At 37.5% G+C, this 25,911-nt stretch carries 18 protein-coding genes and 5 pseudogenes; 17 read left to right on the top strand and 6 right to left on the bottom strand.

Translation table 11 applies throughout. The features are described from left to right. The first annotated feature begins 60 nt into the window (after positions 1-60). Positions 61-540, top strand: a complete 480-nt coding sequence (locus JCM14932_RS07655) for a hypothetical protein (protein WP_025024363.1) — start codon at positions 61-63, stop codon at positions 538-540. Positions 541-680: 140 nt separating this feature from the next. Here the strand turns inward: JCM14932_RS07655 and JCM14932_RS16535 are convergent, their stop codons facing one another. After that, positions 681-833: an SPJ_0845 family protein gene (locus JCM14932_RS16535; protein ID WP_155832091.1), complete on the bottom strand. Its 153-nt coding sequence runs from the start codon at positions 831-833 to the stop codon at positions 681-683. Positions 834-992: 159 nt separating this feature from the next. Between JCM14932_RS16535 and uvrC the strand changes: the two are divergent. The 4 genes and pseudogenes from uvrC to JCM14932_RS14955 all read left to right on the top strand — a co-directional run bounded on the left by uvrC (position 993) and on the right by JCM14932_RS14955 (position 7,110). Next, a pseudogene (gene uvrC, locus JCM14932_RS14970) lies at positions 993-2,809 on the top strand (excinuclease ABC subunit UvrC). A 189-nt stretch (positions 2,810-2,998) separates the two neighbouring features. Continuing rightward, positions 2,999-4,674 (top strand): annotated as a pseudogene (locus JCM14932_RS14965) (glycoside hydrolase family 13 protein). A gap of 114 nt (positions 4,675-4,788) precedes the next feature. Continuing rightward, positions 4,789-6,077 (top strand): annotated as a pseudogene (locus tag JCM14932_RS14960) (SLC45 family MFS transporter). Between the two features lie 34 nt (positions 6,078-6,111). After that, the gene (locus JCM14932_RS14955; protein WP_034542838.1) at positions 6,112-7,110 is read left to right on the top strand and encodes a LacI family DNA-binding transcriptional regulator; all 999 of its coding nucleotides are present in this window, start codon (positions 6,112-6,114) and stop codon (positions 7,108-7,110) included. Between the two features lie 55 nt (positions 7,111-7,165). Here JCM14932_RS14955 and JCM14932_RS07625 read toward each other — a convergent pair whose 3' ends face one another. The 4 genes and pseudogenes from JCM14932_RS07625 to JCM14932_RS07610 form a co-directional block, all read right to left on the bottom strand. Next, the gene (locus tag JCM14932_RS07625) at positions 7,166-7,867 is read right to left on the bottom strand and encodes a DUF3862 domain-containing protein (protein ID WP_025024362.1); all 702 of its coding nucleotides are present in this window, start codon (positions 7,865-7,867) and stop codon (positions 7,166-7,168) included. A 126-nt stretch (positions 7,868-7,993) separates the two neighbouring features. Next, a pseudogene (locus JCM14932_RS14950) lies at positions 7,994-9,945 on the bottom strand (PTS fructose transporter subunit IIABC). Between the two features lie 15 nt (positions 9,946-9,960). Further along, positions 9,961-10,883: pseudogene (gene pfkB, locus JCM14932_RS14945) on the bottom strand (1-phosphofructokinase). Then, positions 10,884-11,636: a DeoR/GlpR family DNA-binding transcription regulator gene (locus JCM14932_RS07610; protein WP_025024361.1), complete on the bottom strand. Its 753-nt coding sequence runs from the start codon at positions 11,634-11,636 to the stop codon at positions 10,884-10,886. It abuts the pseudogene before it with no gap. Between the two features lie 213 nt (positions 11,637-11,849). Between JCM14932_RS07610 and obgE the strand changes: the two genes are divergently transcribed. The 7 genes from obgE (at position 11,850) to JCM14932_RS07575 (ending at position 18,222) form a co-directional block, all read left to right on the top strand. Continuing rightward, positions 11,850-13,139: a GTPase ObgE gene (gene obgE, locus JCM14932_RS07605; RefSeq protein WP_025024360.1), complete on the top strand. Its 1,290-nt coding sequence runs from the start codon at positions 11,850-11,852 to the stop codon at positions 13,137-13,139. Between the two features lie 15 nt (positions 13,140-13,154). Continuing rightward, on the top strand, positions 13,155-15,077 hold the full coding sequence (locus tag JCM14932_RS07600) for an acyltransferase family protein (protein ID WP_025024359.1): 1,923 nt from the start codon (positions 13,155-13,157) through the stop codon (positions 15,075-15,077). Positions 15,078-15,091: 14 nt separating this feature from the next. Then, complete coding sequence (rnz, locus tag JCM14932_RS07595; protein WP_025024358.1) at positions 15,092-16,021, top strand: ribonuclease Z; 930 nt, start codon at positions 15,092-15,094, stop codon at positions 16,019-16,021. A 16-nt stretch (positions 16,022-16,037) separates the two neighbouring features. Next, a complete protein-coding gene (locus JCM14932_RS07590; protein WP_025024357.1) occupies positions 16,038-16,835 on the top strand; it encodes an SDR family NAD(P)-dependent oxidoreductase in 798 nt (265 codons plus the stop codon). A 12-nt stretch (positions 16,836-16,847) separates the two neighbouring features. Further along, positions 16,848-17,165, top strand: a complete 318-nt coding sequence (locus JCM14932_RS07585) for a lipopolysaccharide assembly protein LapA domain-containing protein (RefSeq protein WP_025024356.1) — start codon at positions 16,848-16,850, stop codon at positions 17,163-17,165. 87 nt (positions 17,166-17,252) lie between these two features. Next, a complete protein-coding gene (rpmF, locus tag JCM14932_RS07580; RefSeq protein WP_025024355.1) occupies positions 17,253-17,435 on the top strand; it encodes a 50S ribosomal protein L32 in 183 nt (60 codons plus the stop codon). 58 nt (positions 17,436-17,493) lie between these two features. Continuing rightward, a complete protein-coding gene (locus JCM14932_RS07575; RefSeq protein WP_155832090.1) occupies positions 17,494-18,222 on the top strand; it encodes a hypothetical protein in 729 nt (242 codons plus the stop codon). Positions 18,223-18,367: 145 nt separating this feature from the next. On the opposite strand, the gene JCM14932_RS07570 is transcribed toward JCM14932_RS07575, so the two are convergent. Further along, on the bottom strand, positions 18,368-18,559 hold the full coding sequence (locus JCM14932_RS07570) for a YjzD family protein (RefSeq protein WP_225422997.1): 192 nt from the start codon (positions 18,557-18,559) through the stop codon (positions 18,368-18,370). 92 nt (positions 18,560-18,651) lie between these two features. On the opposite strand from JCM14932_RS07570, the gene JCM14932_RS17145 reads away from it, so the two are divergent. From JCM14932_RS17145 to JCM14932_RS07550, 5 genes are all read left to right on the top strand, one after another. After that, entirely contained in the window at positions 18,652-19,494 is an 843-nt protein-coding gene (locus tag JCM14932_RS17145; RefSeq protein WP_235700561.1) for a PHP domain-containing protein, read from the top strand. Then, positions 19,392-21,977 carry a DNA polymerase III subunit alpha gene (locus JCM14932_RS14940; protein ID WP_369342828.1) on the top strand — a complete coding sequence of 862 codons (2,586 nt, stop codon included), beginning with the start codon at positions 19,392-19,394 and terminating at the stop codon, positions 21,975-21,977. Before JCM14932_RS17145 ends, JCM14932_RS14940 begins: the two co-directional genes overlap by 103 nt. A gap of 100 nt (positions 21,978-22,077) precedes the next feature. After that, positions 22,078-23,037 carry a 6-phosphofructokinase gene (gene pfkA, locus JCM14932_RS07560; protein ID WP_025024352.1) on the top strand — a complete coding sequence of 320 codons (960 nt, stop codon included), beginning with the start codon at positions 22,078-22,080 and terminating at the stop codon, positions 23,035-23,037. 46 nt (positions 23,038-23,083) lie between these two features. Further along, positions 23,084-24,853 (top strand): pyruvate kinase, encoded by a 1,770-nt coding sequence (gene pyk, locus JCM14932_RS07555; RefSeq protein ID WP_025024351.1) that lies wholly within the window; start codon positions 23,084-23,086, stop codon positions 24,851-24,853. 102 nt (positions 24,854-24,955) lie between these two features. Next, positions 24,956-25,756, top strand: coding sequence for a DUF4931 domain-containing protein (locus tag JCM14932_RS07550; protein ID WP_420834772.1), 801 nt, complete (start codon positions 24,956-24,958; stop codon positions 25,754-25,756). The last annotated feature ends 155 nt before the right edge of the window (positions 25,757-25,911 follow it).

Here is a 25,911-nt window from a genome sequence, read left to right as displayed (position 1 = left end):
ATAAGAAATGTTGAAATGACGGCTCTCGTTTGATAAAGTTTTTAATATTGGGGGAATTTAATGGTAAAGCGAATTACATTGATTTTACTGTTTTTATTTCTTTGTGGGGCTTTTATTTTGAATATAGATACTGTTGGGGATGGAGTTCAGAAAGTTAAGCAAGATTCACATGAACTTTCGAGTCAGCTGACTGAGACTGAATTCAAAACTAAAAAGAATAATTATAGCTATGTATCGTTCGATAATTTGTACGAGAATCCGCAAATTTATAAAAATACTAAAATTTACCAAAAAGGGTTAGTGCTTGAATCTGATGAAGACTTTGCGATCGTTTCTCTCGATTTGAAGGATCGTTCAAAAGATGTAAAAATCAATTATGATTTAAGCACATTATCAAAAGGAATGTCTAGACTTGAGACTGGCAATCGGATTCAAGTATTTGGCAAATTTAGTGATGTTGAGAATTATACGAATGAGAAAGGCAGGGTCATGACCCGTCCTGTTATAAATGCCAAATTTATTCGAGTTACTAATTCTTAAAAATAGAGAACAGAAAAACACCTGTCAACTAATGTTGGCAGGTGTTTTAACTATCAAAAGGGTTTTTATATTTGTAACGGACGGTAATATAAATGGCATTTGCTCTTCAATGTAGGATGAAGAGCTGAAAATATGAGAAGTTATTTTTTACTTTTAGAATCTTTATCGTTTTTAGAAGATTTCTTGTCCGCAGAATCTACTCGATCTACGTTTTTTTTGACATCATCGGGAAGTGAAGCAAATTTGTCAAATAAGCTACCAAAATTCTCTTCGCGTTTCACTGTTAGGCCCATCGGTATCAGCCCCTTTCAGGTTATTTATTATTTATCTTTTAATTAACTACATTATAAGACCTTTTGCACAAAATCTCAAATTCTTGCAACTTTTTTTTGATTAGGTAAAATAGAAAGAGCTATTATAACTATTATTGTGACTTTGAAAGGAGATATTTTTTGGCAACAGAATATCTTGAACATAAATTAAGCCTTTTACCAGCACGTCCTGGTTGCTACTTGATGAAGGACATAAATTCTAAAATTATTTATGTTGGTAAGGCTAAAAACCTAAAAAATCGTGTTCGTTCATACTTCAAGAGTTCACACGAAGGTAAAACTGAACGTTTAGTATCTGAAATCAGGGATTTTGAGACAATTATTACCTCTAATGATAAAGAGGCATTCTTGCTTGAAATAACTCTGATTCAAAAGCATCAACCATACTACAATATTAAGCTGAAACGTGGAACAGGTTATCCTTATATCAAGATCACAAATGAGCGTGATCCGAAGCTGGAAATAACTGGTCAAATCAAAAAAGACGGTGCCTATTACTTCGGTCCGTATCCTAATGTCTGGGCTGCTTCAAATACACTGAACTTTTTACAGAAAGTCTATCCACTTCGTCGTTGCCAAGGACATATGGGGAGACCTTGTTTGTATTACCACATGGGGCAGTGCTTAGGTGCCTGTTTCCAAGAAGTTCCTGAAGAAAAATATAATAAGCAAATTGAAAAGATCAAAAAGTTCTTAGGTGGAAATGTTGGTGAAATAAAATCTCAACTGGAAACTAGAATGGAAAAGGCATCAGATAATCTTGAGTTCGAGCGTGCCGGTGAATTACGCGATCAAATCAAATATATTGAAACGACTGTTGAAAAGCAAAAAATCATTTCTAATGACAGCACACCGCGTGATATTTTTAATTATTACGTTGAAAAGGCTGGATCTCAATTCAGATATTCTTTATTCGTCAGGCAAGACTGATGAAACGTGAAAAGAGAGTATTTGCTTGTATCAACTCTCCTGAGGAAGAATTATCGACGTTTATTTTGCAGTTTTATAATCGAAGAAATCAAGTCATGCCAAAAGAGATTCTTGTTCCAAGTAATTTGGATAAAGATACACTTTCAGAAGTCTTGAATGTCCCATTTAGAACGCCGCAGCGTGGTCAAAAGAAAGATTTGATGGACATGGCTGCTGATAATTCTAAACTTGTCTTGCAAGAGAAGTTCAGATTGATGGAACTCGATAATCGTCAAACTTACGGTGCTCAAAAACAAATATTTGAGGCTCTAGGATTACCATATGGACATGTGATCGAGTCATTTGACCACTCGCATATTCAAGGCACCAACCCAGTGTCAGCGATGGTCCAATTCTTGGATGGACGACCAGAAAAAAGCAATTATCGTAAATATAAGATCAAAGGCGAGGTGGAGCATCAGTCTGGTGCAGATGAAGCCGCTAATACTCGTGAGGTAGTCTATCGTCGATATTCTCGAGTTCTTAAGGAAGAGGGCAACCTGCCTGACTTGATTCTTATGGATGGTGGAATAATCGAGCTGCGAGCTGTTATGGACGTTCTGCAGAATGAATTAGGTATTCATATTCCTGTTGCGGGGATGGTCAAAGATAATCACCATAATACTTCGCATTTGATTTTTGGTGAAGAAGGTGAGATCGTCCCACTTGATCGTAAGAGTCAAGGTTTCTATTTACTTCAAAGGATTCAGGATGAAGTTCATAGATTTGCAATTACCTTTCAACGTAAAACTAGAAGTAAAAATGCTTTGTCATCAAGGCTTGATGGCATTCAAGGAGTCGGACCTAAGACTCGTAATAAACTTCTGAAGAAGTTTGGATCGGTTAAGAAGATGAAAGATGCTTCGGTCGAAGAATTGACAGCGTTGGGCATTTCGAAGACAACTGCGCAGACAATTAAAATTACATTAGCAAGTACTGACTTCCACAAAAAATATTCTAAGGGCTAAAAATCGTATAAACAGTAGTGTCGAATCAGATAGTTTTATCTGATTTGGCACTTTTTTTTGTATGCGGTAACAAAATAATTTCAAAGAAAACGTTGACAAAAAAAGTGGAAGGGGTTACATTCTAATTGCGCAAACGTTTGCTTAACTTGCGAAATTAAAAAAAGTTGAAATAGAAGAGGAAGATGTATTTTGGAAAAATGGTGGAATAACGCAGTCGTATATCAAGTCTATCCAGCTAGTTATCAGGATAGTAATGGAGATGGAATCGGTGATTTACCTGGTATTACCAAACGATTAGACTACATCAAAAAATTGGGAGTTGATATTGTTTGGTTAAGTCCAATTTATAAATCTCCTCAAGTTGATAATGGTTATGATATTTCTGATTACCAAGCAATCAATCCTGACTTTGGTAACATGGAAGACTTTGACAAGCTACTTAAGAAGGCTCATGACTTAGGACTCAAAATCATGATGGATCTTGTGGTAAATCACACATCAGATGCACATAAATGGTTCCAAGAATCACGCAAAGGCAAAGATAATCCATATCGTGATTATTATATCTGGCGTGATGGTAAAGATGGTAAGGCTCCTAATAATTGGGTTCATCCTTCATGGGACCTGCTTGGAAGTATGATGAACAATCTGGTCAATATTACTTGCACTTGTTTGCCCCAGAACAACCAGATTTGAACTGGGAGAATCCTAATGTGCGTCATTCAGTCTTTGACATGATGAATTGGTGGGCTGATAAGGGTGTTGATGGTTTCCGTATGGATGTTATCAATTATATTTCGAAGCCTGAAGGATTACCTGATGCTTTGAAACAAAAGGATGAACTTTATGCTAATCCAGAACCACTAGTTGCGAATGGACATCGAATCCACGAATTCTTGCAAGAAATGAATAAAAATGTCATGAGCAAGCATAAGATGGTGACAGTCGGTGAAGCACCTGCAGTTACAACGGATGAAGCAAAGAGATATTCAAATCTTAGTGGTAAAGAACTAGATATGGTCTTCCAATTTGAACACATGGGCTTAGATGGCAACAAGAATCCTGCATTAGGTCGTTGGTCTGATCGTAAAGTTGCACTGAGCGATTTGAGAGACAATCTTACTAAGTGGCAGAAGTCATTGTATGGTGAAGCTTGGAACTCATTGTATTGGAACAATCATGATCAACCACGTGTTGTATCAAGATTTGGTAATGATACAACTGAAGAATATCGTGTCTTGAGTGCCAAGATGCTAGCTACAATGTTGCACTTCCAACAAGGAACACCATTTGTTTTTGAAGGTGAAGAAATTGGAATGACTAATGCTTACTTCAAGAACTTGAGTGACTATGTAGACTTAGATTCAATCAATTCATATCACCAACTCGTTGATGAACAACATCTTTTGGATGGACCAACAATGTTGAAGTATATGGGTATGCACAGTCGTGATAATGCACGTACTCCTATGCAATGGGATGCTACCGAGAACGCTGGATTTTCGACTGGTAAGCCTTGGGAAAATATGAATTCTCGTTATAAGGAAATCAATGTTGAACAAGCATTAAAGGATCCAAACTCAATTTTCTATTATTATCAAGAACTTATTAAATTACGTCATACAATGCCTGTAATTACTGATGGAAAGTACGAATTGGTTGAAGGCAATGACAAAGATCCAGAAGTATATGCATACACAAGAAAAGATAAGGATACTACATTGTTAGTTGTCCTTAACTATACTGATAAGAACCTAAACAGATCGTATGAAGTGCCAGCCAGTGCCAAGCTATTGATCAGTAATTATTCAGATGATTTAGGTGATGAAATTCGTCCATACGAAGCTAAGGTTTATCAATTTTAGATAGAAGAAGGAATTATTATGATGAAAGCCGAAACTGGAAAGTCGACTGATGCATTAGACACACCTAAGAAAAAGAAATCTTTTGGCTTCGATAATGCATTACCAAAATTACCGATGAGTACGATTTTTGCAATGACCTTTGGTTGTATTGGTGTCAATATGGCATTTACATTGCAGGGATCACAAATGAGTAGAATTACTCAAACTATTGGTGTTAACCCCAACAGTTTAGGATGGTTCTTCTTATTGCCTCCACTATTAGGAATGTTCGTTCAACCACTATTAGGTAAGTATTCTGATAGTACTTGGACACGTTGGGGAAGAAGAATCCCTTACCTGATCGTCGGAGCACCAATCACTGTTATCGTAATGGTATTATTGCCATTCACAGGGTCCTTTGGCTTCGGATATGGGTCGATGACAGCACTTGTATATGCGGCCATCGCCATTGCGTTAATGGATCTATTCAGTAATGTTTGTTTGGCACCATACAAGATGCTTGCTGGTGATATGGTCAACGAAGATCAAAAGAACCTTGCATGGTCATGGCAACAAATTTTTAGTTATGCCGGTGGTATTTTAGCCGCATTACTACCATTTATTCTTACAAAGTTTGGTATGACGAATACTGCGCCTAAAGGACAAGTTCCAGCTACTGTTATCTGGCATATTTAATTGGTGCCGGTATGCTATTAGTTACTAGTTTGGTAACAATTTTCAAAGTTAAAGAATATGATCCAGCAACATATGCTAAGTATCACAAGTTAGATACAACTAAGAAACAAGCAACACCTAGTTTATGGAAATTATTAAAGAGTGCTCCAAGAGCATTCTGGGAATTATCAATTGTTCAACTATTCAGTTGGATCGGAATTATGTACACATGGACTTATGCAACAGGTGCTATGGCAAATAATATCTGGAATACAACTAATCCTTCATCAGCCGGCTTCCAAGCTGCTGGTAATTGGTATGGTGTTATGACTGCCTTTTATAGTGTTGCAGCTCTATTGTGGGGATTGTTCTATGCTAAGACCAAGGCCAACCAACGTAAGTTATGGTACTCAGTAGGATTATTCGCAGATGCAATCAGTATTATTATCGTTGCCACAACACACAGTCAATGGATCGCATTATTAGCCTTTGCATTGTATGGTATTGGTAACTTTACGATCAACACATTGCCATTTACTATGTTGACAACTTCATTAGATGGTAAGAACAATGGTTCATACTTAGGATTATTCAATATTGCGGTTTGTTTGCCACAGATCATTGGTTCACTAGCCAGCTTTATTATCTTCCCAATGGTTGGAAGCAGCCAAAGTATGATGATGATCATCGGTTTCGTTGCAATGGTTATCGGTGGTTTCTCAGTTGCAATTGTTCACGAAGGTAAATAGAATTGTAGTTAATAAATTAATAGGAGACGGTCGAATGTCAGCAACGATTAAGGATATAGCACGTAAAGTCGGAGTGGCGCCTTCAACCGTCTCTCGTGTTTTATCGAACAAATCAAAGTATTATACTTCGGAAACAGCAGAGAAGGTGAAGGCGGCTGCTCGTGAGTTAGGGTATAAAAAGAATCAGGCAGCCGTGGAATTAGTAAAGAAGCAGAGTAATGTTATTGCGGCTGTCGTTAGTTCAGTTAAGACTAACTTTGCTGGCCAAATAATTGATGGGATTCAGTCAGAAGCTTCCAAACACGGCTATAATCTGATTGTCGTTTATTCAAATAGTGCCAGTGCTGAAGAGCAAAGAAAAGCCTTGCTGACAGTGATTGAACGCCCAGTAATGGGAATTCTGTTATTATCGATTGCTTTGTCTGATGACAATTTGAAGATGTTAAAAGAATCAGATATTCCGTATTGCTTCTTGTCAATGGGATTCGATGATGATCGGCCATTTGTCAGCTCTGATGATATGGAAATAGGCTATGAAGCTACTAAGTTCTTGATCGATAAAGGCCATCGAAAAATTGGTCTAGCTGCTATTGATAAGTATCCTTATACTGGAAGATTAAGATTGGCCGGCTATAGTAAGGCTCTTAATGAGGCGAACATAGTTCCGGATAATTCGTGGATTCAATCTGGAGATTATAGTTATACAGCTGGTGAATCAGCAATGAAAGCTTATGGTAAGGATACTGACTTAACGGGGATCGTGGCCGCTAGTGATATGGCAGCAATTGGTGCTCTTAATGAGGCACGTAACTTAGGATTGCGTGTTCCTGACGACTTGTCCATTATCAGTATTGATGGAACTGAGATGTGTCAAATAGTTCAACCACAGCTAACTAGTGTGTCACAAGATTTTTATAAGATGGGTGTAGTTGGTGTTCAGCGCATTGAGGAAAGTGTAGTTAATAAAACCGCATCAAAAGATCATCAACAGCTCATACCAGTTCATATTTATGAGCGGGATTCAACAAAGTAAATTTAAAAGGATTCGATCAAAATCATTATGATCGAATCCTTTTTGGTATCTAATATTATTGAACACTCAACTGATTCTTACTGCTGACCGCTCCGTCTGTGAAGGTAATAACGATGTTGGCTCCAATATCACCTTTGACATCTGAGGTGTATGAGTAGACCTTAGATGCGGTATTCTCAACAGATGTTTCTGAATAGCCATTTGGTTTGCCTAGCAGATTAATGACATCTTGTTCTGACTGACCATTTTGAATCTGGTTGTACAAATCGAGAGTGATTTTTTTATTACGGGAGACCTTTAATCCAGAGATTGACTTGCTGATAGCGTGATCGTTAACGAATCCGACAATGAGGGATGCTCCCAGGTCGCCGTTAGCAATCTTCTTCCAAATGTAAGAGGTAGCTTGAACGTCACCAATCGTGCTGTCTGAACTTGATGAGTAGTTACCGAATAGTTTTTGAAGATTAGCTAAGGAGAGTCCATCAGTTTGGCTCAAATATATTCCATTGTAGTTATCAAGTCTGATACCACTAGTCTTTTTAACTTTGGAGGATTTTTTCTTAGCGGATTTATTTTTTTTAGAGGAGGATTCGGTTTTTGTATCTGAATTATTATTTTGGTAGTAGTAATATCCAGTTCCAGCGGCTGCAACCAAAATAACTATTAGTAGCCAAAACCACCACTTTTTGAAGAAACGCTTTTTCTTTTTGTTTTGAGTGCGATATTGTGAACGGCTCATTGTAACTTGATTCTTCATTATAAAATCCCCCTGATTGCTATATAACTTTAATTTTATAATACCAGTAATAGAAGGTAAACCGACAATTGAAGTTCAAATGTACAAAAAAAACACCTGCAATTATGCAGGTGCTTCGGTTAATAATTATTTTTCAGCTTTCTTAGCAGGTTTCCATAATCCATAGATAACACCTGAGATTACAGCACCAATGACAACTGCTAACAAGTACATTAGTGGTTTGTTAGCAAGTGGTGTAACGAAGATACCACCGTGAGGTGCAGGTACGTTAACACCCCATAGTTGTGTTAGACCACCACCAATTGCGGCACCGATAACACTTGATACGATAACGTGAAGTGGATCTCCGGCAGCGAATGGAATAGCACCTTCAGTGATGAATGAGATACCTAGAACATAGTTAGATAGACCAGCTTGTCTTTCTTGTTCAGTAAACTTGTTCTTCCAGAATGTTGTGGCAATAGCGATTGCTAGAGGTGGAATCATACCACCGACCATAACAGCGGCCATCAAGGCACCATCTTGTGTTGCAGTAAATGTACCGATAGCGAATGTATAAGCAGCTTTGTTGAATGGGCCACCCATATCTACAGCCATCATTCCACCAAGCAATGTACCAAGATAACGGCATTACCAGTACCCATTGATTCAAGGAAGGCTGTGATAGCATGATTTACTACGGCGAAGACAGGATCGACAGCGAAGTACATGATTGCACCGACGATCAAAAGACTTAGAACAGGGTAGAGCAAGATAGGTTTCAAACCATCTAGTGACTTAGGAAGGTTCTTAAGAGCCTTCTTCAAGTAAACAACAGTCCAACCAGCGATGAAACCAGCAAGTAGACCACCGATAAATCCGGCAGGACTCTTAGATGAAACAACTGATGCAGTAGCTTGTGATGCCATATAACCACCAACGAAACCAGGTAGTAAGGCAGGACGATCACCGATTGAAACAGCGATATAAGCGGCTAAAACAGGAATCAAGAAACTAAATGCATAGTTACCAACGTTGTTGAAGAATAAGAACCATTGTGAATGTGCTCCAACTGAGTTTTCAAGTAAGAATGAGATAGCCATCAAGATACCACCACCAACAACGAATGGAAGCATATTTGAGATACCATTCATTAAGTCAGCATAGATCTTTGACCAAAGTGATTTTGATTCTGTAGATTCTTCTTCATCTGCAGCAGCTCCACCTTCAGCGTGGAAGACAGGGGCTTTTTGTTCTGTAGCTAAGTTGATAAGTTCCTCAGCTTTATTGATACCATCTGAAACTGGACGGTTGACTAAGTGCTTGCCATCGAAACGAGGCATGTCAACTTTCTTATCAGCGGCAATGATAACACCAGTAGCACGTCTGATTTCATCAGCTGTTAGCTTGTGCTTAACACCTTCAGAACCATTTGTTTCGACTTTAATGTCAACACCCATTTTTTCAGCTTGTTCTTTAAGAGCAGCTTCAGCCATGTATGTGTGGGCAATACCAGTAGGACAAGCAGTTACGGCAACAACGTAAGGCTTTTGATCCTCAGTTGAACCTGCGGCTTCAGCAGCTTTTGCGGCAGCAGCCTTAGCAGCTTGTTTCTCCTCATCGGCTTTGTCTTTAGCTTCTTTAGCGGCCATTGCATCATCGAATAACTTTTGAACTTCATCAGCAGTAGTTGCTTTCTTCAAGTTAGCAACCAACTCTGGGTTGATCAATAGTGATGATAGGGCAGCAAGTGCTTGCAAGTGAAGATTGTCAGCACCATCTGGAGCAGCAATCATGAAGAATAGGAATGCTGGTTGTCCATCAAGTGAGTCATAATCGATTCCCTTGGCACTCTTAGCGAATAACACGGTAGCGCGTTGTACAGCCTTATCACGAGCATGTGGCATGGCAATTCCATCACCAATACCTGTACTTGTTTGAGCTTCACGTTTTAGAATATCTGCTTTGTACAAGTCTTTGTCATTAATAACTCCAACTTGGTAATACTTGTCGACCATTTCCTCAATAGCTTCATCTTTAGTAGTAGCCTTAAGATCCATGATCATGGCATCTTTAAGTAATAATTGTTTTAGATCCATGAATAAGTCCCTCCCTTAACTTAATTCTGAAATATTTATTTCTTTATAAACTTTATCAATCTTTTCTTTAACAGCGATATCTTGACTGAAAGCAGTGGCTGAACCACATGCAGCTCCGATATGGAAACTTTCGATTGGATCACCGGTTTTCATGAATGTTCCAGCAAAACCAGCAATCATTGAATCTCCAGCACCAACTGAATTGATAACAGTTCCCTTAGGTGCATTAGCTTTGTATGTATGGCCCTTAGTTACAAGCAAAGCACCGTCGCCAGCCATTGATACTAAGACATGTTTTGCACCTTGATCCAATAATTTCTTAGCATGATCAATAATTTCTTGGTCAGAGTTAAAAGTTGTTTGGAACAAATCAGCTAGTTCATGATTGTTTGGCTTAACAACTAGGGGATGCAATGGCAATGTATCTAATAGTGCTTGGCCAGTAGTATCAATAATGAAGTCAGCACCTTGTGCTTGGATCATCTTGGCAATATCTAGATAGAATGTTTCTGGTAATTGTTTTGGTAGACTACCAGACATAATAACGACATCACCGTTACCGACAGATTTGAGTTGATCGATGAATTCATTTTTTCATCAGATGAAATAGCAGGTCCCATTCCGTTGATCTCTGTTTCTTCATCTTGTTCGACAGCGTTAACTTTGACGTTGATACGCGTATCTTCTTTAACAGTAGTGAAGTTTGTCTTCAAATTATGTTGTGCTAGTAGGCTTTTGAACATTTCACCAGTAGCTCCACCGACAAAACCTAAAGCAGTTGAATCAATGTTCAATTCTTTAAGAATACGTGAAACATTGATTCCTTTACCACCGGGAAGCTTAACATCACTAGTTGTTCTGTTAACTTCACCAGTCGTAAGAGTCTTCAATTGCAATACATAATCAATTGAAGGGTTAGCTGTAATTGTGTAAATCAATTAGTTTACCTCCATAACTTTTGTTTCCTTATTTAATAATACTGATTCTTTTACTGGCAATTCGTTGGTAATTAATGTAGCATCTTTCAAGTCGGCGAATTTACTGAAGCTGACTTGGCAGTATTTTGAACTGTCAGAAAGAATAAATGTTTGGTTAGACTGTTTTATGGCTAGTTGCTTGATGGATGATTCCTCTGGATCGGGTGTTGTATAACCTGATTCGATCGAGAATCCATTAGTTCCCAGGAAGCACTTATCAAAATGGTAAGTTTCTAGCGTTTGTACCATAGTGGAACCAACCAATGCCTTAGTGGAAGATTTTAATTTACCACCAGGTAGGAAGGTTTCAATATCGTAATCAGCTAACATTGAGGCGTTATCAACACTATTGGTGATGACTAATAAGTTTTTATGCTCTATAAGATAGGGGATCATAAATTGAATCGTTGAACCAGAATCTAAGAAAATTACTTCTTGGTTTCTTACTTGGCTCGCGGCTACTCTTCCAATTGCTTTTTTTTCATCGAGATGAATCGAAGCTTTTTGGGATAAAGCTGGTTCTTCGTGCAAAGAAATCACATTCTGAGCTCCACCGTGAATTCTTAATAATTTATGACAATTTTCTAAATCCTGTAGATCACGTCGTAATGTTGACTCGGATGCCCCGGTCAGTGGTATCAAATCGTGCAATTTGACAATATTATGAACTTTTAATTGTTCTAGTATAATTTGATGTCTCTCTTCGGTAAGCACTTTCATATCACCTCACGACAAATATAATACAACAAATTCAGCCAAAATCAACCAATATCGTTCAAATTCTTTCAAAAAACTTCAAAAGCGTTTAAAAATGTATCATCGTTGAGCAGTTTCTAATAATGGATAAGTTTTTATTCAACGTATAATGATATCTATTTTTGTGCTAAAATTTAAAAATGATAACTATGTGTAGAAAGGGGGGTTTTAATGTTTGTAGATAACGTTAAAATCACCGTTAGATCTGGTAAGGGTGGCGACGGAGCAGTCGCCTTCCGCCATGAAAAATATGTTCCGCTAGGTGGACCAGCCGGTGGAGATGGTGGTCGCGGTGGTGACATCATATTAAAAGCTAATGAAGGTATGAATACCTTAATGGATTTCAGATACAAGCGTATCTTCAAGGCTCAACCTGGCCAAAACGGACAAATCAAGGGTATGTATGGTCACAAAGCCGATCCCGTTTATATCGCCGTACCAGCAGGTACATCTGTATATAATGAAGAAAATGGTAAATTAATCGGTGATTTAGTTGAACATGATCAAGAATTGGTTGTTGCTCAAGGTGGAAAAGGTGGACGTGGTAACATTCACTTCGCTAATTCTAAGAACCGTGCACCTGAAATCGCTGAAAATGGTGAACCAGGACAAGAATTGAATATTCGTTTAGAGTTGAAGCTGATTGCTGATGTAGGTTTGGTTGGATTCCCATCTGTTGGTAAATCTACCTTATTGTCAGTATCCACTTCTGCTAAGCCAAAAATTGCGGCTTATCACTTTACGACACTTTCACCTAATTTGGGAATGGTTAAATTAGATAACGGACAAGACTTCGTTATTGCCGATTTACCAGGACTTATTGAAGGTGCTTCAAATGGTGTTGGACTTGGGATTCAATTCTTACGTCACGTTGAACGTACACGAGTAATTTTGCATTTAGTTGATATGGATCCTGAAAATGGTCGTGATCCATATGAAGACTATGTCGCTATTCGCAATGAATTAGGAAACTATGATAAGAACGTTCTTAATCGTCCAGAGGTGATCGTACCAACGAAACTTGATATTCCTGGCTCGGAAGAGAGAATGGAAGAATTCAAGAAGCAATTGGCTGAACACAAGGATGAGAAGGATATTGATATTTTCCCAATCTCAAGTATTCAGCATACTGGTGTCAAAGCTTTGATGAATCATACTAGTGAAGTTCTATCTAAAGCGGAACCTATTCACTTTGATGTTCAAACTGACGAAACCAAAGAATATAATTATGAAGCAAAAGCTGATAAGTTCACGATTGAAAAAGAAGATGAACACAGCTATATCGTCAAGGGTGATGAAGTTGAATTGCTTCTTCAAAGAAGTAATTTGGATCATCAAGATGGAATCATGAGATTTGCACGTCAGCTTAAAGGCATGGGTATTGAAGAAGGCCTTATGAAGGCTGGCGCACAATCTGGAGATTCTGTAACAATTCTTGATTTCACGTTTGAATTTATTTAGGGGTAAATAAGTATAATGAATAAATCACCGAAAAGAAGATATATTAGCGGATTTGACGGATTGCGTACTTTAGGGGTTATAGGTGTCATAATGTATCACTTGAATCCTAACGTCTTTTCCGGTGGATATTTAGGAGTTCCAATTTTTTTCTTAATTTCTGGTTATTTAATAACGGATCACTTTTTCAATACGACCGATTATGGTGGGAAATTCGATTTAAAGAATTTTTATTGGAAACGTGTTAAACGTTTGTATCCAGGGATGTTGTTTGTGCTGCTGGCTTCTGGGGCCTACATTTGCTTCTTCTTGAAGAATCTGCTTTATCATTTAGATCAAATCGTTTTAACGAATGTTCTGAATGTTTATAACTGGTGGCAAATATTTAATGGCCAATCATACTTCGAAAGATTTGCGAATAACGAGTCACCATTCACGCACCTTTGGACTTTATCAATTGAAGGTCAATTCTACATTGTTTGGCCTTTGTTATTGCTATTATTTATCAAGTTTGGTGTGAAGAAGAGTCGTATATTTGGATTTACGATGGTTGTTTCAATTGCTTCAGCAATTTGGATGGCAATTTTATTCCAGCCGGGTGTTGATCCAAGTAGAATTTACTATGGTACTGATACTCGTCTATTCTCTATTCTTATGGGATGTGGATTGGCCTTGATATGGCCGGCCGAGCGCCTTAAAGGTGGTCTGGATAAGAAGGATAAGTTCAAACTGAATATTATCGGTGGATTGGCAATTGCCTTGCTTATCTTGATGATATTTACAGTGAAGGACAATGATCCATTCTTATATCGTGGTGGAATGTTTATCTTTACATTGGTTACATGTATTTTAATTGCAGTCGTCGCACATCCCGATGCCTTTTGGAATAAGGTATTGAGTAACAAGGTTTTCCATTATATTGGAAGTAGAAGTTACGGATTATATCTATACCAATTTCCTGTAATGATTTTCTTTGAATCAAAATTCAAGAATATTGCTGACCATCCGATTCTTTATCCAGTAATTGAAGTTATTTTGATTGTTTTGGTTACTGAATTCTCGTTCAGGTACGTTGAACAACCATTGGCACATGCTAATTGGGATTCAATTAAGTATTTCTTCAAGCGTTCATTGGGTTATCAAAAGGTCTTGGCAGTGTTGATTGCTTTGATCACTATAACTGGTTGTTATAGTGTTGTTAAAGCTGTCAGTGCGCCGAATCCTAATGTTAATCACAGTCAATTGGCTGACAAGATTACTAAGAACGAAAAGGCTAATAAGAAAAAGAAACAAGCAGCTATTGATAATTTGAAGAAAAACAAAGCTAAGAAGGCAAATGGGAAGATCAGTGCAGCTGATATGGCTAAATATAAGAAGGCTGCAAAAGATAATCCAGTTAACCAGGACTTTGAAAAATATGGTCTGACTCAGATCCAATTACAACAATTAAAAGATATACCACTTACTGCTGTTGGTGATTCAGTTATGGCCGATGGTTCGGATAACTTCTTGAAGTTGTTCGATGATAAGAAGGTTATCGTTGATGCTGCTGTCAGTCGTCAAGTTGATGCCAGTGTCGATATTTTACAAAATTACAAGAACCAAGGTGTATTAGCACCAAATGTTATGATTGGCCTTGGTACAAATGGTCCAATCAGCGCTCAACAAGTCGATCAAATTATGAAATTGGTCGGTCCAAGCAGAAATGTTTTCTGGATCAACGTTCATGTACCAACTAGACCTTGGGAGAAGACGGTTAATGGTGTTCTAAGTCAGGCTACTAACAAGTATAAGAACTTGCATGTGATTGATTGGAACGGCTATTCTAACGGTCATACAGACTGGTTCTATGATGATAACGTTCATCCAAATCCGGATGGATCAATGTACTATACTTCATTTGTAGTAAAAGATATTTTGAAAGTATTAGATAAAAAATAGAATAGGATTTTTATATGGAATTAGAATTTTTAGGAACAGGAGCCGGGGTCCCTTCAAAAGGCCGCAACGTTTCGAGTACAGCATTAAAGATGCTGGATGAAAGAAATGAAGTTTGGTTATTTGACGTGGGCGAGGCGACACAGCATCAAATTTTAAGAACAACAATTCGACCAAGAAAAATTGCTAAGATATTTATTACTCATTTGCATGGTGATCATATTTTTGGCTTGCCTGGTTTATTAGCTAGTAGAGCCAACCAGGGCGGCACTTCTCCATTGGAGATATATGGTCCTGTCGGCATCAAAGAATTCGTTGAAACTTCTTTGAGGGTCACTGGCAGCAAATTAAACTACAGAATTAAGTACATTGAATTAAAAACCGGTGGAGAAGTATTCAATGATAAGACCTTCAGCGTTTACGCTGGAAAACTGAAGCATCGAATTACTTGTTACGGTTATCGAGTAGTTGAAAAACCTCGTACTGGGGAACTGCTAGTTGATGAGTTGAAAAAATATAATATTCCTAATGGCCCGATCTTTGGACAATTAAAAGCTGGAAAGATCGTTAAACTTGAAGATGGTACAGAATTAAATGGCCAAGATTTTATTGGACCTGATAAGCCAAGCAAGGTTGTAACGATTATTTCAGACACACGCTACACTCCTGAAATCGACAAGTTGTCACAGGATGCAGATGTGATCGTTCATGAATCGACTTTTTCAAATGATGAAAAACAATTAGCTTATAATTATTTTCATTCAACCGCAACCAGTGCCGCTGAAGTAGCTAAAAAATGTAATGCTAAAGGATTATTGTTGACACATATTTCAGCTAGATATACAGGCAAGGGTTCATTGATTTTGCAAAAAGAAGCTCAAAAGGTTTTTAAGAATACTAAAGTAGTTAATGATTTCGATATCTACGAGGTACCATTTAAAATATAGGAGAGCAGGTAATAGGATGAATAATTTATTGAATCAAACAGTTTTGGTAACTGGTGCATCATCTGGTATTGGTAAAGATGTTGCAGTTAATTCTGCTAAACTTGGTGCCAATTTGATTTTAGTTGCTAGAAGTGAAGATAAACTGATCAAGGTCAAGAATGAATGTACTCGTGTGGGTGCTGAAACAGCTCACCACGAATATATCTTGATCGACATGAGTGACCCTAAACAAATTACTGCTGGTGTTGATAAGGCATTTGAATTTTCTGATAATATTGATATATTAGTAAATGCAGCAGGGTTTGGTGATTTCTCAAATTATCTAGATACTGAATTCGCAACAGTTGAAAAAATGTTCCGAGTTAATGTATTAGGATTGATGTTGATGAGTCGTTTGATTGCAGGAAAAATGATTACTAACGGTCATGGCCACATTTTCAATGTTGGTTCAATGGCTGGTAAGATCACAACTCCTAAGTCAGCTGCATATTCAGCAACTAAAGCTGCAGTTATTGGATTTTCCGATGGATTACGTTTGGAACTTAAACCATTCGATGTTAAGGTAACAACGATTAATCCTGGACCGGTTGCGACGAACTTTTTTGATGTAGCTGATCATGGTGGAAATTATCTAGATTCAGTGAAGTATTTTGTTTTAGATCCAGACAAGTTAGCGTGGGATATCGTTAATACGTTCAATAAGAGCAAGCGTGAGATTAATCGTCCACGTTATATGGAATTAGCAGCAGTTCTTTATAAGATTGCTCCAAGCGTAGGAGATTACCTAGCTGGTACATTAGGAAATCGTAAGTAGGGGATGACTTTTATGAATAATAAACAGTCAAGATTTGTAATTGGATTAATTATTGCATTGATAGTTGTTATTTTTGCAGTATTAAATGTTAATCCGGTCACAGTCAGTTTTGGATTTACACATGTTAAATTACCATTGATAATTTTGATTATTGTTTCTTTATTACTTGGAGCAATCATCACAATGTTGCTTGCAAGTTCAGGCAAAAAGAAAGACGATAACAAATTATCACGTAGTGCTAAGAAACAAATTTCTAACGTAAAAGTGTCCAATGATAGTCAAATTGCTGACGCTTTGAAGGAAAATCAAGTAAAAAAGCAAACAAAATAGTATTTTTGCTTGCTCAAACGTTTTTATGATAGTATTATATTAAACGTTAGATTTGATTAAGTAATATAAATAAAGGAGTTTTTAAATATGGCTGTTCCAAAGAGAAAAATATCAAAACAAAGAAAACGTCAAAGACGTGGACACATTAAATTAGATACACCAAATATGCAATTCGACGTTGCTAACGGTGAATATCGTTTAAGTCACCATGTATCACCATCAGGTATGTACAAGGGTGAAAAAGTTATCGATGACAAGAAAGAAGCTTAATTAAAAGCCAAGTCAATTATGCTTGGCTTTTTTTTAATACATGGGGAATCATATGATTATGAATAGAAAAATAAAATATTTATTTTTAGTATTAGTTCCTTTATTCTTCATACTGCTGACCGGATGTTCAAAGTTGGACCTTTCAACTACTAAGAGTGAATATTCAGCAGATGGATTAGTGGCTGTAGTCAAAGGTAAGGCAACCGACTTTGATAAATTAACTTATACAGTTAGTGGAGTTACTAAGAACGTCAAAGTCAGTGATGATCATTTTGCTATTTCTGTTCCAGTCGCTACTAAATCAAAGAATGTAAAGATCAAAGCTGCTAAGGGCAATGATACTAAAACAAAAATCGTCAAAGTAACTAAAGAAAAGGCGTTGATCGATTATACGACGTTTGCGCAACAGTACAACTTCATGAATTTGAAGATGGGTAAGCAAACAGATCAATTACCTTTGATTGCTAAAGACGGTATTTTTAAGTACACGACTAGCAATGGAACTAAGTTAAGAATGAATGTTCAAGGCGGACAATTGATGGGTATTGCAATGAATATTACATACAAGTCAATGAAGTCCAAGTCTGGCATGAAGGACTTTGGAACGGATTTGGTTCTGATATCTCAATATGTTGGTGCTGACGGTAAAAAAGTTGTTAAAAAGCTCGGTGACGAAGTAAAAGATGCAGATGGCGGTACAACTACTATGAAGCAAATTACATCTAAGGGTGTAAATTACAACGTCAATTTGGCAACTAATGATTTCTATCTATATATTACAAAATAAAAAAATGAGACTATGATGTCAGCCATGCTGGCCGTGATAGTCTCATTTTTGTTTGTAGTTTGATAATTCAATCAAGTTCATGTCTGGATCACGAATATATACCGATTCAATTTTCTCCTCCAAAGCACAAAAAAAGCGCTTATGACTAAGCGCGATTCTTTTTATCGTTATCTAGAAGCATTGGAATAATGCTGAAGATAATTGCAAATACTACAGTAACAATCATTGTTTGTTGGGAATTAAAAGTTTGTTGGTTCAATGCACCGCCGATAAAGCCAGCTACTTGACCTAAAACAACTGCCCAAAAAATTACAGCAACATATCTCATATCTTCCATCTCACTTTCTCCAGTAGTTTAGCACAAAAAAGAGTTTAGCCCAATAAAGTTTTACTCAATTTGATATAATTTTAACCAAGGGGGGCGACAAATTGCAAACGCAACTACAAGTAATGAGCAGCTACAGTTTACTGCATAGTCCCGTTAAGCTTCCAGAACTGATCGATCAGGCAAAAGAACGAGGGTACTCGTCGATTGCCTTGACTGATATTAACAATTTGTATGGTTCAATCGATTTTTATAAGTATGCTAAAAAAGTTGGAATCAAGCCGATTATTGGATTAACGATTGAAATTGCTGGAATTCAAGATTCAGACAATTCCTATCCATTGATTTTATTAGCAAGAAATGATCAAGGTTATCAGAATCTTATTAAAATATCTTCTGTGGTTATGTCCACAAAGAAGTTTGTTGATATTGATGATATTAAACAATTTATGAATAATATTTTTGTGATCACTCCAGCGACTGATTGTGAAATTATTATTTCGGATAATGTACAAGATTATTTTGCTAAGATCAATTCAGTGTTAGATCCAGATTCATTTTTCTTGGGAGTCGGTTTGTATTCGGAACAGATCAACAATGTTAAACGTGTGAAGGAAATCTCTAACACTATCGGAGTACCAATGGCGGCGTTGGGTGATGTGAGATACGTTAATGCAGATGATCATTTGGCATATCAGGTATTGAACAACTTGAGAACTGGTCAAAAGTTCGAGAGTATCAGTCAAGTTGTTGAGGAAGGTGACCATTATCTGCGGACAGCTGATGTCTTTGAGAGTGACTTCGGTCGGGTGGATATGAAGATGACGTTAAGGTCTCTAACGAGATCGCTGATAAATGTAATGTTGAGATCGAGTTCAAAGATACTGAGTTACCTGAATTTGAAACGCCAGACAATTTATCATCAGCTGAATTCTTGTATAGCTTAGCTAGTCGCGGATTGAAAAAACGTCTTAATGGTAATATTCCTGATAACTATTCACAGCGATTGAAGTATGAATTAGGCGTTATCGATAAGATGGGCTTTTCGGATTACTTCTTGATCGTTTGGGATGTTATCAAGCATGCTCATGAAATTGGAATCAAGACTGGTCCTGGCCGTGGATCAGCTGCTGGTTCACTAGTTTCTTATACCTTAGGCATCACGCAAGTGGACCCAATTAAGTATGATTTGCTGTTTGAACGATTTTTGAATCCTCAACGTGTCAACATGCCCGATATTGATTTGGACCTCCCTGATGACCGTAGAGACGAAATGGTAATGTACATGCATGACAAGTATGGTTCTGACCATATGGCACAGATAATTACTTTTGGTACGCTCGCAGCTAAGATGGCATTGAGAGATATTTCGAGAACGTTTAGCCAGACACAGTTTCAATTGACACAATGGTCGAACGCCATTCCACGTAAGCTCAATATTACGTTGAAGGAAGCAATTGATGAGTCGAATACACTTCAAGGGTTGGTTGACAGTTCTGAAGAGAATCGACTAATCTTCAAAGTTGCCCGTAGGATCGAAGGGATACCTAGACATTATTCAACACATGCGGCAGGTATTGTCCTTAGTAAGAAACCTATGACTGATATCGTCGCTGTTCAATTGGAAGATGATGGTATCAATTTGACGCAGCAAACTAAGAATAACGTTGAGAGTGTTGGCTTGCTGAAGATGGACTTTTTGGGGTTGAGAAATCTAACTATCTTAGATCAAGCTATTAAGTTGATTTCTGAGAAGTATCAAAAAGAATTTGTACCTGAAAGAATTCCCTTAGATGATGAACCAACCTTAGAGTTATTCCAGAGAGGCGATACTGACGGTATTTTTCAGTTTGAGTCTGATGGCATTAGAAGTGTCCTAAGGCGTCTCAAACCGACGAGCTTTAATGATGTCGTCGCAACTAACGCTTTGTATCGACCTGGTCCCATGCAAAACATTGCCACGTTCATTGCTAGAAAGCATGGACAAGAGCCGGTAACTTATCCAGATGCTTCTTTGAAGAAGATCCTCAAGCCGACGTATGGAATCTTGGTTTATCAAGAGCAAGTCATGCAAGCTAGTTCAGAGATGGCTGGGTTTTCACTGGCGGATGCTGATATTTTACGGCGTGCAATTAGTAAGAAAAACGAAACTCTGATGGATGAAAACCATAAGAAGTTCGTTGATGGCTCAGTGGCTCAAGGACATGATAGAGAATCAGCTGAGAAGGTTTATCAATATATTGAGACCTTTGGTAATTACGGTTTTAATAAGTCTCATTCAGTCGCATATTCGATGATTGCCTTTTGGCTGGCTTATATCAAAGTTCATTTTCCAGAAATATTCTTCAATTGTTTGATGAATGCTAACTTGAACAATGAGGGCAAGATTTCATTGTATGTTCAAGGAGCCAAGGATCGACATTTAAAAATCAAAAGTGTGGATATCAACAAAAGTGAAAGCAACTTTACGGTTGATAGTAGTGGGATTCGTTTTGGGTTTTTGAGTGTTAAAGGGATGCGCCGTGATTTGGCAAAGGATATTATTGAGGAACGTCAAAATAAGGGCGAGTTTACTGACGCACAGAATTTCTTGAAGCGAATTGATATTAGATTTGTCAAAGATGATTACATTGATCCACTAATCTTGTCTGGAGCTTTTGATTCATTCAATCGTAATCGTCATGAATTGATGCTGGACTTCAAAGATTTGATTGAAAGTATTCAACTCGCTGGCAGTAATCTTTCTTTGTTCGATGTACTTGATCCCAAGAAACATGAAGTCGATGATTATTCATTGACTGAGAAGTTGAATCAAGAAAAGGAATATCTTGGTATTTATGTTTCGGGACATCCGGTTGAAAAATATCGAGAGAAATTACTGAATACGAATACTGTTAAAATCTCGAACTTAGCAAATGTTAAGAATCAAGACGTCAATGTCCTAGGATTGATCAAGCGTCCCCGAGTTATTCGAACTAAGAAGGGACAGAGAATGTGCTTTGCGACGGTTGAAGATGAGACAGGCTCGATTTCAGTCACTATTTTCCCTAAGCTTTTTCAGAAACTTGAGAATACTGAATTAGAAGGTAAAATATTCTTGATTGTTGGACGTTCAAGTGATGGACGTCGTGGTGATATTGAGTTTATTGCTGATAGATTTAATGATCCAAAGCAGTATACAGTACAACTTCCTGATGAAAAGTTATATCTGAAAATTATGAAAACCTTTGATAATGAAGACAATTTGTCTAAGCTTTATGAAACTATCGAAAGTTCTCCTGGAAAGATCCCGGTCATCTTATATCGGGAAAAAGATAAGCGAGCCGTGATTTTAAAGTCTAATCGCTGGATCGACTTTTCAGATGAAGTAAGAATGAAATTAGAGAGTTTGTTGGGTGAAAAGAACGTTTTCCTGAAAAAACATAATTAATTTTGTCATAAAACGTTTTCAGCTCTACAAAGTATCCGATAAAAATGTTATATTTTATTAGGTTTTGTTTTTGAAACAAATAAATTTGGAGTGTGAACAAATGAAGCGGATTGGTATTTTAACCAGTGGTGGAGATGCCCCTGGAATGAACGCTGCTATTAGAGCAGTCACACGTAGGGCCTTGGATAAGGGTCTTGAAGTGTTTGGTATCAATTATGGATATGCCGGATTGGTTGCGGGTGATATTTTCCCACTTACAGCCTCTGACGTTTCTGACCGTATTCAACGTGGCGGAACATTCTTGTATTCAGCAAGATATCCTGAATTCGCCAAAGTAGAAGGTCAACTTAAGGGTATTGAACAACTTAAGAAATTCGGAATTGATGCATTAGTTGTTATCGGTGGAGATGGTTCATATCACGGTGCTTTGCGTTTAACAGAGCATGGATATAACGCTGTTGGTCTACCAGGTACAATTGATAATGATATTCCTTACACTGATTTCACAATTGGTTTTGATACAGCTGTAAGTACAGTTATCGAATCAATCGATAAGATCAGAGATACTGCTACATCCCATGAAAGAACTTTTGTTATCGAAGTTATGGGTAGAGGAGCTGGAGACATCGCCTTATGGTCTGGTGTTGCCGGTGGTGCTGAAGAAATCGTTGTTCCTGAACGTGACTTTGATATTGCTGATATTGCTCAACGTATCAAAGAGGGACGTGAAAAGGGCAAGAAACACATGCTTGTTGTTCTTGCTGAGGGTGTTATGCACGCTCAAGAGTTCGCAGATAAGCTTAATGAATATGGTGACTTCCAAGTTCGTAGTACTGTTTTAGGACACGTACAACGTGGTGGTTCACCAACAGCTAGAGATCGTGTTCTAGCAAGTAAGATGGGTGCTTATGCCGTTGACCTTCTTGAAGAAGGCAAGGGTGGCGTTGCTATTGGTATTGAAGACAATAAGTTGACATATCACAACATGCTTGATCTATTTGATAATAAGCACAAACCTGATTTAGACTTATATGATTTAAATCAATCACTAAGCAGATAGTTTGTTACAATAAACAATGAACAACAAAAGAAAAGGGAGATTCTTGATGAAAAGAACAAAAATCGTAAGTACACTTGGACCTGCATCTAATGATGTTGAAACAATTACAAAGTTAATCGAAGCCGGAGCCAACATTTTCCGTTTCAACTTCTCACATGGTGATCATGAAGAACATTTATCACGTATGAACATGGTTCACGAAGCTGAAAAGATTACTGGTAAGACAGTTGGTATCGTTCTAGATACAAAGGGTGCTGAAATCCGTACAACTGTTCAAGATGGTAACAAGTTCCAAGCTAAGATCGGTGATGTTATCCGTATCTCAATGGATGATTCATTAACTGGTAACCCAGAAAAGATTGCCGTTACATATCCTGGTTTGTACGATGATACACATGTTGGTGGTCACGTATTGATCGATGATGGTCTTGTTGATCTTAAGATCACAGAAAAAGACGACAAGAACCGTGAATTAGTTACAGTTGTTCAAAACGATGGTATGATCGGTTCACGTAAGGGTGTTAACGCACCTGGTGTTGAAATCCGCCTACCAGGTATCACAGAAAAAGATGCTGATGATATTCGTTTCGGTTGTGACAACAACATTAACTTCATCTCAGCTTCATTCGTTCGTAAAGCTCAAGATGTTCTTGATATTCGTGAAATCCTTGAAGAAAAACACATGGAACAAGTACAAATCTTCCCTAAGATCGAATCACAAGAAGGTATCGACAATATCGATTCTATCTTGAAGGTTTCTGATGGTTTGATGGTTGCTCGTGGTGACATGGGTGTTGAAATTCCATTTGAAAACGTACCATTCGTTCAAAAAGACTTAATCCGCAAATGTAATGCATTAGGCAAGCCAGTTATCACAGCTACACAAATGCTTGACTCAATGCAAGAAAACCCACGTCCTACACGTGCCGAAGTTACTGATGTTGCTAACTCTGTTCTTGATGGTACAGATGCAACTATGCTTTCTGGTGAAAGTGCTAACGGTGATTACCCTGTTGAAGCTGTTGCTGCAATGGCTAACATCGACGAACGTACAGAAAAGCAATTGGACAAGAGTAACCAATTAGCTATCCAACGTTTCGAAGAATACAAAGGCTCAAACGTTACAGAATCAATCGGTGAATCTGTTGTTAGAACTGCTGAAGAATTGAACATCAAGACAATTGTTGCAGCTACTAAGTCAGGTTACACAGCTCGTATGATTTCTAAGTATCGTCCAAGTGCTGATATTCTTGCTATCACATTTGATGAAACTACACAACGTGGACTAACAGTTAACTGGGGTGTACAACCTATCGTTGCTGACAGACCTGCTAACACAGATGAAATGTTCGACCTTGCTGCTAAGAAAGCTCAAGAACTTGGCTTTGCTAAAGAGGGAGACTTAATTCTTATCGTTGCTGGTGTTCCAGTTGGTGAAAGTGGTACAACAAACGTTATGAAGGTTCAATTAATTGGTTCTAAGTTAGTTAAAGGCCAAGGTGTTGGTGAAGAATCAGTTGTTGGTAATACAGTAGTTGCTCATTCAGCTAAAGAAGCTAATGAAAAGGTTAAAGAAGGAGACATTCTTGTTACAGAAATGACAGACAAGGATTACCTTCCAGCTCTTGAAAAAGCTAGTGCCGTAGTTGTTGAAAACGGTGGTTTGACTTCACACGCAGCCGTAGTTGGTATTGCTATGGGTCTACCAGTTGTTGTTGGTGCTAAGGATGCTACAAACTTGATCAATGATGGCGAAACAGTCACAGTTGATTCAAGACGTGGTGTTGTTTACAAGGGTGCTTCACGCTCACTATAATTTGTAAATAAATATTAATTAACAAGTATTAAAAATACTGAAGGGGATTCTGATCAAATTCCCTTCAGTATTTTTGTATACTCGCAGTAAAGGAGTACTATTTTGGATGAAAAAGATTTATTAATTTTTCAGCTAGATGTAGCGAAGGATAAACCTAGAGATATCAAGAAGAAAGCTGCCGTTTGTCCGTTTTGTGATACTGATAATTTGACCAATATTATTAAACAAAAGGACGATATGATCTGGCTTGAAAATAAGTTTCGAACTTTGAAGGATACGTATCAGACTGTTCTGATTGAGTCTAGTAAACATGACGATGATATCTCAAAGTATTCAGTTCAGAAGAATTCCGAAGTATTTCAATTTATTTTTAATTGTTGGAATTCTTTGTTACAAACTAAAAAGTACAAGAGTGTTTTGATGTATAAGAATTTTGGACCAATGTCTGGTGGTAGTCTTAGACATCCACATTTTCAAATTGTTGGTCTGAATAATGTCGATGGATATCAGTATATTAGTAAGCATAATTTCACTGGTTATGAAATTTGGAAATCAGAGAATATTGATTTTAATATTTCAAAAGAACCGATTATGGGATTTGTTGAATTCAATATTAGAATTAAAGATGCTAAGTATTTGAATGATCTGGCGGAATTTGCCAGAGTCACTGTTCGCTATTTGTTAAATGATTTTCATAATGGATCTTGTGATTCATATAATATTTTCTTTTATGATGAAGGTGGAGATATTATTTGCAAGATTGTTCCTCGATTTGTAGCATCTCCTTATTTTGTGGGATATAAGTTGCCACAACGTGATAATAAAGATACTTTGGAGAAATTTGCTGCTGATGTTTTGAATAAGCTTAAAAATGAAGCTGATTGTGATGAAGTGAAAAATTAATTGTAATTTTGTCTTCAGAACTGAGAATATTTACCTGCTGTGCAGATCGGTCCGAGCCTGTGGTGCGGTCTCGGGCCTCGGTTTGTAGCCTTGCAAAATTCACAAGGCTATAAACACGTCTGGTGGTGTAATGGCTAAAGCCATAACGCCACTTT

Source organism: Companilactobacillus nodensis DSM 19682 = JCM 14932 = NBRC 107160, assembly GCF_000615905.1.
In the GTDB taxonomy this organism is placed as follows: Bacteria; Bacillota; Bacilli; order Lactobacillales; family Lactobacillaceae; genus Companilactobacillus; species Companilactobacillus nodensis.
This window is presented reverse-complemented; position numbering and strand designations above follow the sequence as displayed.